Raw genomic sequence first — 12,614 nt, 5'->3', positions numbered from 1 at the left:
TGACAGATGTTTCTAGTCAGTTAAATTATATGATTTTAATTATCATCAAAAAATGGGGTTTCAAAAAAATGTGGAACTTCCCATTTTTTACCAGAGCCTAAAATACGAGCTAGTCCTTGACCTTTTCCATAACTTTTCTTAGGCATATCAGCGAATCCGCTCATAAGATATTTTCGTTCATCGGCAGAATCGGCAGCACCACCTAGCATGATAACGGCGTCAGAGCAGTTTACACGAGCCAACGATGGAAGAAAGCCCTCCTTAGTAGCAAACTGACTAATGGCGATAATATGAATCCCAGCAGAGCCACCAGTAGCTGAAAGTCGGTTAATGGCAGTAGTCCAGCGCAAAGTGATTTTAATGCTTCTATTGACCTTATCTAATGATTCTAGTGAAGCGTTTAGATTGCCCAATTCATCGAAGAATAGCCCAATATCAGGCATATTGTCCATTTCGGTATATTTTTCTTTTCCTGCCTCGTTAATTTTAGCAAGTCGATTATCCATAACTGAACACCAGTATTCGGCACGCTCTACAATCTGGATAGGGTCTGATTCTCCATTAAATTCTTTAACGTAGCGGTCATATTTTGATGAATTGTACTCAACAAACCAACCTTGTAATAGCATCAACCTTGCCATGTACCTACCAGCGAGTACCGACTTACCTGCACGTGTACGTGCAATAATACTCAACATAGGAGTGATATCGGAATGCCACATTAGGTCTTTGGATAATTGTATTGTATGGCTATCATCACTTAGAAAAGGTTGTAATGAATCTAGATTATCCTTAACTAGTAGACGCTTTGAAGTTAGTGTATCTTCAAAGTAGAAGAGAATGAAACTATCTCCAGCAGTGAGTTCAGAGTTAATAACGGCAAACCGTTGATACTTACCAGCTAATATACCAGATACACGTTGTTCAAACTTTTCACGATCAGCACGTTCCCAATTTGCAATGTTTTCAATAGCTATATATCCCTCCAATAAGCCATTATCTAACCAGACTTCGATTTCTGGCATTTCATCGCCATATCGAGTTGTATTTGATAGTTTTAGTACATCAGTAATCTGTTTGTCATTGAACAATCGCTTTAGTTTTTTAGCTAATCTACCTGCATCGTTTGACATAACAGGTATGGAAAAAGTTGAAACTTCTTCACGTCGTGATAATGTATAAAGTAGTATAAGAAAAGTAATGATATTTGCAGAAACACTGTAAACTAGTAATGATGATGCTTCTGTTACTGTTTTACTTATGAAGAATATCAATACAGTTACCCATATTGTAACCGCAAAGACTATCACAAAGAGTTGATAGTCTTGTAGTTTACAATTTTTTGTTCGTTTGATTTTTCTATACTTATGCTTAAGCATTTCGTGGAACCACTGCTACTGAGTCAGCAGCATACCAACCGTAGCCGTTAGAGGTTACACCGCCCCTAACGTTTTTGAATTGAAGAATTGTGCCGAATTGAATATCAAGCTTGTTAGGTGCTTTGATAGAGTATTCTAGGTCATTGTTGATATCAACAATGGAATATTTGAATTTTCCGTTAATTTCTTCAACAGAACCAGTCGAAAGTACTTTTAGAACAGGAATAACATCAGCTGTATATTCATTACCATTTTTTTTGCTAATCATAACTTTAGGTTGTGTCTCTTGTTTTAAAACCTCATCAAGGCTTCTAGTCCAATATGGTATTGCCATAAGTGCCTCCTCTTTCTATTTGTTTTCAATGCTAGAGAATATATTCTCTAAACGAGAGATAAGACGACGTTCATTATCAATCCAGATTTCTAAGTCATTATGCGACATACTGTCAATATCTGAATCGTAGTTAATTGACAATGTTATAAATGACAAATTATCCTGACTGTACCAATGTTTTCTCAATTTTATTGGTACATTTTCAAAATGCCAATCGTGGCTAATCCATTGATAAGCTATCTCACTATAGTTAGTCAATCGATTAGCACGTAATTCACGAAGCATTTGCTTAAGTTCGGATGTATTAACCATGCGGTTACCTCAAATCTTTAAAACCTTCTATCTGACAGCACTACGTCAGAAGTAGTATCATATTGACATACAAAAAAACAACACAAAATAGATTTGCATTGCTTCTTTACATTTAGTGTTTTACGTTGAGGTTTTACTTTTAGTGTTTTACATTTAGTGTTTTACATTTAGTGTTTTACATTGAGTGTTTTACATTTATCTACGCAATGTCAATATAATTATTTACACTTTTATTCTATCATATGAACTTTGAATGGTCAAGTGTGTAAATTCCTCTTGTAAAAATAATCATTCATTTAGATATTAAAAATTTCCTTATTAAATTATAATACATAGATCAAACAGTTACAAATAAAGATTATTAATATTTGCGAGCTCTTGCATGCTGACTTGAAAATCACAGTCTTCCAAATAATCGCTTATCAGCTTTTGATCTTGTGTGCTATGTTCAAAGTTATACAGAAATTCAATTGTTAGTTTCTTAATTGAATTTTCGTCTTTTAAAATTTTAATGAATAGTTTTGTCAGTTGTCGAACTAATTTTACATATTCTTCTCGCGATAAGGTATTGTCGTTTAGTATCTCATTTAGCTTTGATTTAAACTGTCCATAACTGAGTGAAGAACTAATACTATTTATCTCTCGTTCTAGTTTATTGTAATTTGATTTTTGATTTGACATAATGTTTCTCCTTGCCAAAAATAAAATATATAGTCAGTATATCAAAAAGATAAAAAATATTCAACAGTGTAAGCAACTCTGTTGAATTAGGAGGATAAGAAACATAAATAAAAAACCCCTATTCATTTGAACAGGGATCCTTTGGAGACACTCTGGAGACAATCCAAATATATTTATCTCATTCTAATACTTTATACAGTTGTTAAAATGCTGTTAAATCAAGGATTCTTAGCCAAAGTTACTTTTATATTTTATTCCCACTCAACAGTTGCAGGTGGTTTACTTGTAATATCGTAGACGATGCGGTTAACGTGGTCAACTTCATTTACGATACGTACTGAGATTTTTTGAAGAACTTCCCATGGAATCTTAGCGAAGTCAGCTGTCATTCCGTCGATAGAAGTGATAGCACGGATAGCGATGGTATAGTCATAAGTACGACCGTCACCCATAACACCTACTGAACGAACTCCAGTGTTAACAGTGAAGTATTGCCAAATGTCGCGGTCAAGACCAGCTTTAGCGATTTCTTCACGAAGGATAGCGTCTGATTCGCGGACTGTTTCAAGTTTTTCTTCAGTGATTTCACCCATGACACGGATAGCAAGACCTGGTCCTGGGAATGGTTGGCGCCACACGATGTGGTCTGGCATACCAAGTTCAGTACCAAGGGCACGAACCTCATCCTTGTAAAGAGTGTTGAGTGGTTCGATGAGTTCAAACTGCATGTCTTCTGGAAGTCCACCAACGTTGTGGTGAGATTTAATAGTTTGAGCAGTATCAGTACCTGACTCGATAACGTCTGTATAAAGAGTACCTTGCGCAAGGAATTTCACATCTTTCAGTTTGCTTGCTTCATCATCAAAGACATAGACAAATTCATTACCGATAATCTTACGTTTTTGTTCAGGATCAGAAACACCTGCCAATTTATCCAAGAAACGTTTGGCAGCGTCTGCTTTGACAATGTTCAAACCAAACTTACCACCAAGCATATCCATAACTTGGTCAGCCTCCCCTTTACGGAGAAGACCGTGGTCTACAAAGATACAGATCAATTGATCTCCGATGGCTTTTTGGAGAAGAACCCCAACAACAGAAGAGTCAACACCACCTGAAAGACCAAGGAGAACACGTTTGTCTCCAACCTTTTCACGGATTTGTTTGATTTGCATCTCGATAAAGTTATCCATAGTCCAGTCACCTTTGGCACCACAGATATTCAAGGCAAAGTTACGAAGGATATCATAACCGTGAACTGAGTGACGAACCTCTGGGTGGAATTGGATACCGTAGATTTTCTTATCTGGATTTTCAATAGATGCGTATGGGCAGTCTGCTGATGTACCAGTACGGATAAAATCAGCTGGAATTTCAGTAACAGCATCCCCGTGGCTCATCAAGACAAGTTGCTCATCTGGAGTACCCGCAAAAAGAGCAGACTCAGTGTGAGTAAGAGTGGATTGTCCATACTCGCGGTTACCAGCATCACCTGCAGGAACAACCTTTCCTCCAAGCTTGTGAGTTAATAGCTGCATACCGTAGCAGATTCCTAAAATTGGAATTCCAAGTTCAAAAATCTCTGGATCAATATCAAATGAGCCTTCTTCATAAACAGAGTTTGGACCACCTGAAAGTACAATCACGATAGGATTGATCGCGCGGACTTCGTCAGCCGAAATCTTGTGACTTTTTAGTTCTGAAAAGACACCAATCTCACGGATACGACGTGAGATAAGTTGGTTATACTGGCTACCATAGTCCAGTACGATGATCTTTTCGACATCTTGCAAATCAGTTGAAATGTTGGTCATCTTTTCCCTTTCTTAAAAGAAATATCTTCTTGAATATTCTATCATAAATGCCCCAGAATTACCAACCAAACAAGTGCAGTTTGACTTTTCCCCATGAGATAGGGTACAATGGAAAAAATAAAGAAAAGAAGTGAGCATGCATGTTACCAGCTTATATGAAAATTCATGACCAAATCAAAAAAGGTATTGACGAGGGAAATTGGAAAATTGGAGAAAGACTTCCAAGTGAGCGAGACTTAGCTGAGGAATTTGAGGTTAGCCGTATGACCCTGCGTCAAGCCATCTCCCTTTTGGTCGAGGAGGGGGTTTTGGAGCGTCGTGTGGGTAGTGGGACCTTTGTTTCTAGTACTCGTGTTCAGGAAAAAATGCGTGGGACAACTAGTTTTACGGAAATTGTAAAAGCTCAGGGTAAAACACCATCGAGTCATCTGATTTCCTATCGTCGAACGATCCCTAATGAGCAAGAAGTTGAAAAATTAGGGATTAAGGCCACTGAAAATATTATCCGGATGGAACGTGTTCGCTATGCTGACAAAGTCCCTGTTGTCTATGAAGTGGCGTCGATTCCTGAGAAATTTATCAAAAATTTTAAGAAAGAAGAAGTAACCAAGCACTTCTTTCAAACCTTGCAGAAACATGGTTATCGGATTGGTAAGTCTCACCAGACTATATATGCTCGCTTAGCCAAAGAAAAAATTGCTCATTACTTAGAGGTCGAAAAAGGGCATGCAATTTTAGGTTTGACTCAGGTTTCTTACTTTGATGACGGGACAGCTTTTGAGTATGTAAAGAGCCAATACGTCGGAGAACGTTTTGAGTTTTATCTAGAAAATAATTAGTTTTAAAGAAAACTCTTGAAGTTGGAAATCCTATTCACTTTAAGGGTTTTTATTTGGTTAAGATTAGAAAACATTTTCCTTCTGAGAAAAATAGTAATCATACGAGTATTTTTCAAAGATTCGTGTTATAATAGTTAGGTTATATGGTCCCGATAAGGTGGTAGTGAACGTTGTTTATCGATTCTCTACCAGTACTTTGTAACTCTATAACGAATATTTTTTAAGGGGGGACATTTTTATGTCAGAACGTAAATTATTCACGTCTGAATCTGTATCTGAGGGGCATCCAGATAAGATTGCAGACCAAATTTCAGATGCTATCTTGGATGCTATTTTAGAGCAAGATCCAGAAGCCCACGTTGCTGCTGAAACAGCTGTTTATACTGGTTCAGTTCATGTTTTTGGTGAAATTTCAACCAATGCCTATGTAGATATTAACCGTGTGGTACGTGATACGATTGCAGAGATTGGCTATACCAACACTGAGTATGGATTCTCAGCTGAAACAGTAGGAGTTCATCCATCATTGGTAGAGCAATCTCCAGATATCGCCCAAGGTGTTAATGAAGCCTTGGAAGTTCGTGGAAACGCAGATCAAGATCCACTTGATTTGATTGGAGCTGGAGACCAAGGTCTCATGTTTGGTTTTGCGGTTAATGAAACTGAAGAACTCATGCCACTTCCAATCTCACTCAGCCACAAGTTGGTTCGTCGTTTGGCAGAACTTCGTAAGTCTGGTGAAATTAGCTATCTTCGTCCAGATGCTAAATCACAAGTTACTGTTGAATATGATGAAAATGACCAGCCAGTACGCGTGGATACAGTCGTTATTTCAACTCAACACGATCCAGAAGTTAGCAATGAACAAATTCATGAAGATGTGATTAACAAGGTTATCAAAGAAGTGATTCCAGCATCTTATCTTGACGATGAAACTAAATTCTTCATCAATCCAACAGGTCGTTTCGTTATCGGAGGACCTCAAGGAGACTCAGGTTTGACTGGTCGTAAGATCATCGTGGATACTTATGGTGGTTACTCACGTCACGGTGGTGGTGCCTTCTCTGGTAAGGATGCGACTAAGGTTGACCGTTCAGCTTCTTATGCAGCTCGCTACATTGCCAAAAATATCGTTGCTGCAGGTCTCGCTAAGAAAGCAGAAGTTCAATTGGCTTATGCCATTGGTGTAGCTCAACCTGTATCTGTTCGTATCGATACCTTCGGTACTGGAACAGTAGCTGAAAGCAAGCTTGAAAAAGCAGCACGTCAAATCTTTGACCTTCGTCCAGCAGGAATCATTCAAATGCTTGACCTCAAACGTCCAATTTACCGTCAAACAGCGGCTTATGGACACATGGGACGTACAGATATCGATCTTCCATGGGAACGCTTGGATAAGGTTGATGCCTTGAAAGAAGCAGTTAAATAAAGTAAAAAGGAGTTGATATAAACTCCTTTTTTAGTTATTTATTGATAGTCTTTAAAAAAGCCCAGTTCCCAATGGACTTAGTCCCGTACTCTAATTCCATGAAATCTAGTAATACATATTCATTCTTTTTATAGAATGGAACATTTTTTTCTGTACTGGTAATGAGTCCTAAGCGCTTGCAGCCCTTGGATTTGACATAGGGTTCAACTACGTCTCTAAGAAAAGCACTGCCCACTCCTTGTCCTTTAACGGATGGATTGACTGCAAGGAGCATCAAATACCAGTCAAAGCTATTAGATTTTTTCAAATGTTCTTCGGAACGGTCTACTAAATCAAGATACTTCAAAAAATTTCGTGGGCTAATGTAGCGAAACAGTTTTATGACACCATTTAGCAAGTAAGATAGGATAGAAAAATCATTTTGTTGTAATAAGGCGACCGCTAGGATTTCTCCGTCTTGTTCAGCTACTAAACAGGTTTCTTCTTTGATATAGAGGCGAGTAAGGAGACTTTCTAATAGTTCTAAAAAAGCAGGATAGTTTTCAGGTTTCTTGAGATCATCTATGATTAGAGTTAAAAATGGATAATCAAAGAAGCTATCGGCTATTACTTTTCCAATTTTTTGGTATTCGTCTAGCCTTGCTTTTCTGTATACTATTTTCTCCATTTATGGGCTCCTTTTTTAATGTTAGTAAATTATAATAGTAGAATTAATTATTTTGATGATCAAGTACCGAGTTTTTACAAAAATATTGCCAGACTTAGTAAGTGAAGGATTGTTAGAAAACTCTTTCTGTAACGCTGAATCTGATTCTAGAATATAGGATTAGACAGACAAAGAACACTCTAAAAATTTTAACTTTTTAGAGTGTTTTCCAAATATTGCTAAGTTTTATTTTGTTGGGATTGAGATTTCAATCAATTTTTCAGAGTAGAGGGTCTTGATATTAGCTTCATCGATATTTTGCTTTTCGATCTTGCGATTCAAGAAAAATTCTTGGATTTTTTCTATTTCTTGTTCGCGGATAGCACGATGTTTATTGGAAATGAGGATTTCATAATGAAGCGGTGCCTGAGTAAAGATAACATCAGTATTGCCTGCCGAGTAGACTTCTACGAGTGTAGCGTCGGTACTCTCCAGTTGGCTTTTAACAAGGTTTGAGTGAGAATTAGTAGTGTTGATGAGCTTCATAGGCTTTCCTCCTGTGTTTCTATTTCTATTATAGCACTTTTTGGAAAAATTGGAAAAGTTAATTTAAACTTGATGCTGTTTTTTCCAAGCTTCAATTGCCCATTTATGACTACCACGCTTTAAGTTAGCAATGGCTTCATCGATTGGGAACCAAGCTAGATGATTGAAGTCCTCCAAAGGTTTTTGGATTTCTTGATAAGAAGTAGCTTCGTAAAGATAGGCTGGATTGTAGTAGTAAGTATCACGATGGCTGGAATAGAAATACTCATCTGCTTGACCATAATAAGTGCCAATCTCAGCTGTAAAACCTAATTCTTCAATTAGTTCTCGTTTGAGAGCTTCAAAATGATCTTCGCCTGCTTCAATCTCGCCACCAGGCAAGAACCATGCACCATTTGGAGCTTGAACGAGGATAATCTTTTCATGTGCTGAGTCAGGGATGACTGCATAAACACCATATCTAGTTTTGTAGGTTACACCCTCTTTTTTTTCTCCAAAGGTTGGATTTGTCATAAATTTCTCCTTTATGTGTGCGCTTTCTTTCTATCATATTAAAGAATGCTCTTACTGTCAAGTAAGAACATTCTTTTAGTATGTGGAATTAGTCATTTGAGTCAACTGTTTCCAATTTATTTTTTGATTTAATCATGATTTTACCATTGCTAGTCATGACAGCCTTGAGGTTTTTCTCACTTGGATTTTCAAGGTAGTAGTCTGTAATCGCATCTTCGATGTAGTCTTGGATGGTACGACGGAGTGGACGAGTTACGAGAATAAACTAACGAACTTGTGCAGAAAAAGCTGCTTTGTATTGATTAACATTTGGTTATTCAATCTTCTTCCTACTTAATTACTTTAACAGTTATAACAAAGGGGAGATAATTATATGTCGGAATCAAGACTATTTTGTACTTTCTCCCAACTCTCTAAGAAAAGGGAGTTCAACATATCATGAAACTTACTATAAAATAGCTTAATTATTTGAAGTATCTGTATGAACAAATTACCAAAATATTGAACAATTGAGTATAGTAATAATTTTCCCTTTTTCGATACTTAAAAAGGTTAGGGGCACTTTTTAAAGCAAGATTTTGTTATAAATTTTATCCTTTCTGAAACTAAGAAAGTAAAACTATCGTCCTATTTAATAGTATTTTGATAACAAAAAAATTTTTTAAATTTATTATTAGCAAGGTTGAAATCCATTTTTGAATCATTACTGATTCTTGATTATAAGTAGATTTTTAGGTTGGACAATTAAGGTTTTATATGATATATTATAATCGATATATATATAATACTGTTTGAAGTTCTAATGGGGTTCAATGAAAATATGGAGGAAATATGAAGAAAATGTTAAAACCGATTATGGTTTTAGGACTACTATCCACTTTTAAATTTTTTATTGATATGTGTTTTGGAATTTTTCTTGAATTAATGGGAATAAATTATAGAATGCTTATTATGTTAGAATCAATAATATTATTGTTTGCTTTAAAAAAATATAATAACAGAATTAATGATGTCAAAATTTATCTTTTTAAATCTTTACCTGAAAAGGATTGGTTAACAAACCTTCATTTCTACTTCTTTAATTTTTATAAATTCATAAAAAATTACAAACTTTTAACATTATTACTTTTGCTATCAAATAGTAATTTATTCACGATTTTAAACAATTTGTATTTGAAATTTGCTGATGAAATTAATAGTTTTGTTCCAGAGTTTATAAATTCTGAACAGGAAAATAAATTTGATATTTTTTTTGATTTGATATTATACATTAAGGATCATCAACATCTTGTTAACTATTTGTATTGTTTATATTTTATAATAATAGTATTTTTATATAAAAATACCATTGATTTTAATAATCTCAAAAATAATAAGTAGAGTTACATTTTAATCTTTTGTTGCTATATAAATTAGCTTCTAAAAAAATATGGGAATTTGAACAACTATATATCTTAGAAAGTGATAATCTGTATACTTACATGTTGTCTGATTAAGATGCGGTGGAAATACTAGCAATTGATTATTTCAGGATGGAGTTGCTTTCTGGATTTGATAAACTCAAAAGATCTACATCGATTGATTTTTCTAAAAGATTCTTCACGGATTCAAGCAAATTGAAAACAATTCTTCGCTATCAAGTTCAAGAGGAAAATTAAAAAAGAACAGGAAATCTTGTTTCCTGTTCTTTTTATGAGATTTATTCTTCTTTTTCAGAAGCAATCTTTTCAGTTTTTTTGGCAGATTTGATTTGAATCGTACCATTGCTAGTCATGACGGCTTTGAGGTTTTTCTCGCTTGGATTTTCAAGGTAATAGTCCGTGATTGCATCTTCGATATGATCTTGAATGGTACGACGGAGTGGGCGAGCTCCCATTTTTGGATCATAACCAAGGTCTACAAGTTTTTCTTTAACCTTATCTGTTACATCCAAATGGATGTTATTGCTTGAGAGTCGTTTATTGACATCATCTAACATGAGGTCAACGATTTGAAGGAGATTTTCCTTGCTGAGAGCCTTGAATTCGATAATGCCATCAAAACGGTTCATGAATTCTGGGCTAAAGAAGTTGCCTAATTCTCCAAGAACAGAGTTAGTACGGCCTTCTCTAGCAGCACCAAATCCAACACTAGCTTCTGCCTTACCTGTACCTGCATTTGAGGTCATGATAATGATGGCGTCTTTAAAGCTAACAGTACGACCTTGACCATCCGTTAAACGACCATCATCCAAGACTTGAAGGAACATATGCATAACATCTGGATGGGCTTTTTCAACTTCATCCAAGAGGATCAGTGAGTAGGGGTTACGACGAACTTTTTCAGTCAATTGACCTGCTTCATCATAGCCTACGTATCCTGGAGGGGCACCGACGAGTTTAGCCACACTGTGTTTTTCCATGTATTCACTCATATCAAAGCGAATCATGCTGTCAGCAGAGCCAAAGAGTTCGATAGCTAGTTGTTTAGAAAGTTCTGTTTTACCGACACCGGTAGGCCCAACAAAGAGGAAGCTACCGATTGGACGGTTTGGAGTACCGAGTCCAACACGGTTACGACGGATAGCTTTAGCGATCTTATCAACTGCATCATCTTGACCAATAACATGAGCCTTGAGGTCATCTGCTAGGTTGATCAGTTGAGACTGTTCTTTTTCTTTCAAATCACCAACTGGGATATTAGTCTTTTGCTCGATGATGTGTTCGATTGTTTTTTCGCTGATGATTGGGGTATCCTGATCCGTTACCTTGGTCTTTTGCATTTCCTTGTACTTAGCAATCTGGTCACGGAAGTAGGCTGCTTTTTCAAAATCTTCATCGCGGGTTGCTTGTGCCTTGAGATTTTCTGCTTCGATTAAGCGTTGGTCAATGACCTTAGGATCTACAAAATTCAAGGTTAAGTTCATTTTTGAACCAGCTTCATCTAGGAGGTCAATGGCCTTGTCTGGCAAGAAACGGTCTTGGATGTAGCGGTTAGAAAGAGTAGCAGCTGCTTCGATAGCGCCGTCAGTATAATGAACGTGATGGTAATCTTCGTATTTCTTTTGGATACCTTTCAGGATAATGATGGTTTCTTCCACAGTTGGTTCATCAACTTTAACAGGTTGCATACGACGTTCAAGGGCAGCATCTTTTTCGATGATGCGGTATTCATTGAGGGTAGTAGCACCAACTAGTTGGAGTTCGCCACGAGCAAGAGCTGGTTTTAGGATATTTCCTGCATCCATATTCCCTTCTCCTGCTGAACCAGCACCGACAATTTCATGAATTTCGTCAATGAAGAGAATAACATCCTCGCGCTCACGAATTTCTTCCATGAGTTTTTGCATGCGCTCTTCAAACTGACCTCGGATACCTGTTCCTTGAACAAGGCTAACGACATCTAAGCGGATGACTTCTTTACCTTGAAGCTTATGGGGAACATCACCATCAACAATTTTCTGAGCTAAACCTTCGACAACAGCTGTCTTACCAACACCGGGCTCACCGATGAGGACAGGGTTGTTTTTTGTTCTGCGGTTGAGGATTTCAATGACACGGATAATCTCTTCGTCACGGCCAATTACAGGGTCAATATTTCCACGACGGGCAATCTCAGTGACATTGATACCATATTCATCCAAGAGTCCTTTTTCCTGGATTGGTGGTGGGGTTTGGGCAGGACCACGATTTTGGGCACCATAGCCACCATTTCCACCGTATCCACCCCCTGACTGAGTTGGGGGGATATTGTTGTTATTAGAAGAAGGTCTAAAGTTGTTGAGATCGTTAAAGAAGTCTCCAAAGGGATCAAAATCACGGTTGTTTAAATCTGTAATTCCTTTAAATAAGCTATTGTTAGGATCTGTTTTGATAATTTTGTAGCAATTTTGGCAAAGATCGATTTGCTTTTGTTGTCCATTGAGATTGGTATAAAGATGAATCGTTGAGTCATTGATTTTACAGTTTTGACAGAGCATACCGCCACCTCATTTCTTTCTTAGTCTTGACTAAATCTAAAAGGTCAAAAATAGTCAAACAAGTATATAATTTAATTATATCATGATTATTGGGCAATTCAAGTAAAAAGATTGGATACTAGCACTATAAATAGAAGAGCGCTAATCTGGAGAAGATTTTGAT

General features: G+C 36.7%; 12 protein-coding genes. 3 read left to right on the top strand and 9 right to left on the bottom strand.

From position 1 onward, the window contains the following. Positions 1–35 precede the first annotated feature (35 nt). The 5 genes from QEZ38_RS00380 to guaA all read right to left on the bottom strand — a co-directional run bounded on the left by QEZ38_RS00380 (position 36) and on the right by guaA (position 4,520). A complete protein-coding gene (locus tag QEZ38_RS00380) occupies positions 36–1,379 on the bottom strand; it encodes a cell division protein FtsK (protein WP_281334629.1) in 1,344 nt (447 codons plus the stop codon). Further along, complete coding sequence (locus QEZ38_RS00375) at positions 1,372–1,713, bottom strand: hypothetical protein (RefSeq protein ID WP_281334628.1); 342 nt, start codon at positions 1,711–1,713, stop codon at positions 1,372–1,374. The genes QEZ38_RS00380 and QEZ38_RS00375 overlap by 8 nt, the downstream gene beginning before the upstream one ends. A 15-nt stretch (positions 1,714–1,728) precedes the next feature. Next, positions 1,729–2,025: a hypothetical protein gene (locus QEZ38_RS00370; RefSeq protein ID WP_281334627.1), complete on the bottom strand. Its 297-nt coding sequence runs from the start codon at positions 2,023–2,025 to the stop codon at positions 1,729–1,731. A gap of 345 nt (positions 2,026–2,370) precedes the next feature. Beyond that, the gene (locus QEZ38_RS00365) at positions 2,371–2,706 is read right to left on the bottom strand and encodes a hypothetical protein (protein WP_281334626.1); all 336 of its coding nucleotides are present in this window, start codon (positions 2,704–2,706) and stop codon (positions 2,371–2,373) included. 251 nt (positions 2,707–2,957) lie between these two features. Continuing rightward, the gene (gene guaA / locus QEZ38_RS00360; protein WP_281334625.1) at positions 2,958–4,520 is read right to left on the bottom strand and encodes a glutamine-hydrolyzing GMP synthase; all 1,563 of its coding nucleotides are present in this window, start codon (positions 4,518–4,520) and stop codon (positions 2,958–2,960) included. A 140-nt stretch (positions 4,521–4,660) separates the two neighbouring features. On the opposite strand from guaA, the gene QEZ38_RS00355 reads away from it, so the two are divergent. Together QEZ38_RS00355 and metK are read left to right on the top strand one after the other, a co-directional pair. After that, the gene (locus QEZ38_RS00355; protein WP_281334624.1) at positions 4,661–5,359 is read left to right on the top strand and encodes a GntR family transcriptional regulator; all 699 of its coding nucleotides are present in this window, start codon (positions 4,661–4,663) and stop codon (positions 5,357–5,359) included. A gap of 238 nt (positions 5,360–5,597) precedes the next feature. Beyond that, positions 5,598–6,788, top strand: a complete 1,191-nt coding sequence (gene metK, locus QEZ38_RS00350; protein ID WP_000003967.1) for a methionine adenosyltransferase — start codon at positions 5,598–5,600, stop codon at positions 6,786–6,788. A gap of 34 nt (positions 6,789–6,822) precedes the next feature. On the opposite strand, the gene QEZ38_RS00345 is transcribed toward metK, so the two are convergent. From QEZ38_RS00345 to QEZ38_RS00335, 3 genes are all read right to left on the bottom strand, one after another. Further along, positions 6,823–7,455: a GNAT family N-acetyltransferase gene (locus tag QEZ38_RS00345; protein WP_281334623.1), complete on the bottom strand. Its 633-nt coding sequence runs from the start codon at positions 7,453–7,455 to the stop codon at positions 6,823–6,825. 225 nt (positions 7,456–7,680) lie between these two features. Beyond that, positions 7,681–7,980 (bottom strand): DUF1827 family protein, encoded by a 300-nt coding sequence (locus QEZ38_RS00340; RefSeq protein ID WP_000767183.1) that lies wholly within the window; start codon positions 7,978–7,980, stop codon positions 7,681–7,683. Between the two features lie 63 nt (positions 7,981–8,043). Further along, positions 8,044–8,493: an NUDIX hydrolase gene (locus tag QEZ38_RS00335; RefSeq protein ID WP_045762885.1), complete on the bottom strand. Its 450-nt coding sequence runs from the start codon at positions 8,491–8,493 to the stop codon at positions 8,044–8,046. 831 nt (positions 8,494–9,324) lie between these two features. Here QEZ38_RS00335 and QEZ38_RS00330 point away from each other — a divergent pair. Continuing rightward, positions 9,325–9,873 (top strand): hypothetical protein, encoded by a 549-nt coding sequence (locus tag QEZ38_RS00330; protein ID WP_281334622.1) that lies wholly within the window; start codon positions 9,325–9,327, stop codon positions 9,871–9,873. 319 nt (positions 9,874–10,192) lie between these two features. Here the strand turns inward: QEZ38_RS00330 and QEZ38_RS00325 are convergent, their stop codons facing one another. Further along, positions 10,193–12,451 (bottom strand): ATP-dependent Clp protease ATP-binding subunit, encoded by a 2,259-nt coding sequence (locus tag QEZ38_RS00325; protein ID WP_281334621.1) that lies wholly within the window; start codon positions 12,449–12,451, stop codon positions 10,193–10,195. Positions 12,452–12,614 lie beyond the last annotated feature (163 nt).

Origin of the sequence: Streptococcus taonis (assembly GCF_029948085.1) — a bacterium.
Classification (GTDB): domain Bacteria; phylum Bacillota; class Bacilli; order Lactobacillales; family Streptococcaceae; genus Streptococcus; species Streptococcus taonis.
The sequence above is the reverse complement of the archived record's forward strand: the minus strand, read 5'-3'. Positions and strand labels throughout refer to the sequence as shown.

Excerpts from the sequence above, each read along its gene's own strand:
- QEZ38_RS00380 (WP_281334629.1), bottom strand. The coding sequence starts at position 1,379 with ATGCTTAAGCATAAGTATAGAAAAATCAAACGAACAAAAAATTGTAAA.
- QEZ38_RS00375 (WP_281334628.1), bottom strand. The coding sequence starts at position 1,713 with ATGGCAATACCATATTGGACTAGAAGCCTTGATGAGGTTTTAAAACAA.
- QEZ38_RS00370 (WP_281334627.1), bottom strand. The coding sequence starts at position 2,025 with ATGGTTAATACATCCGAACTTAAGCAAATGCTTCGTGAATTACGTGCT.
- QEZ38_RS00365 (WP_281334626.1), bottom strand. The coding sequence starts at position 2,706 with ATGTCAAATCAAAAATCAAATTACAATAAACTAGAACGAGAGATAAAT.
- guaA (WP_281334625.1), bottom strand. The coding sequence starts at position 4,520 with ATGACCAACATTTCAACTGATTTGCAAGATGTCGAAAAGATCATCGTA.
- QEZ38_RS00355 (WP_281334624.1), top strand. The coding sequence starts at position 4,661 with ATGTTACCAGCTTATATGAAAATTCATGACCAAATCAAAAAAGGTATT.
- metK (WP_000003967.1), top strand. The coding sequence starts at position 5,598 with ATGTCAGAACGTAAATTATTCACGTCTGAATCTGTATCTGAGGGGCAT.
- QEZ38_RS00345 (WP_281334623.1), bottom strand. The coding sequence starts at position 7,455 with ATGGAGAAAATAGTATACAGAAAAGCAAGGCTAGACGAATACCAAAAA.
- QEZ38_RS00340 (WP_000767183.1), bottom strand. The coding sequence starts at position 7,980 with ATGAAGCTCATCAACACTACTAATTCTCACTCAAACCTTGTTAAAAGC.
- QEZ38_RS00335 (WP_045762885.1), bottom strand. The coding sequence starts at position 8,493 with ATGACAAATCCAACCTTTGGAGAAAAAAAAGAGGGTGTAACCTACAAA.
- QEZ38_RS00330 (WP_281334622.1), top strand. The coding sequence starts at position 9,325 with ATGAAGAAAATGTTAAAACCGATTATGGTTTTAGGACTACTATCCACT.
- QEZ38_RS00325 (WP_281334621.1), bottom strand. The coding sequence starts at position 12,451 with ATGCTCTGTCAAAACTGTAAAATCAATGACTCAACGATTCATCTTTAT.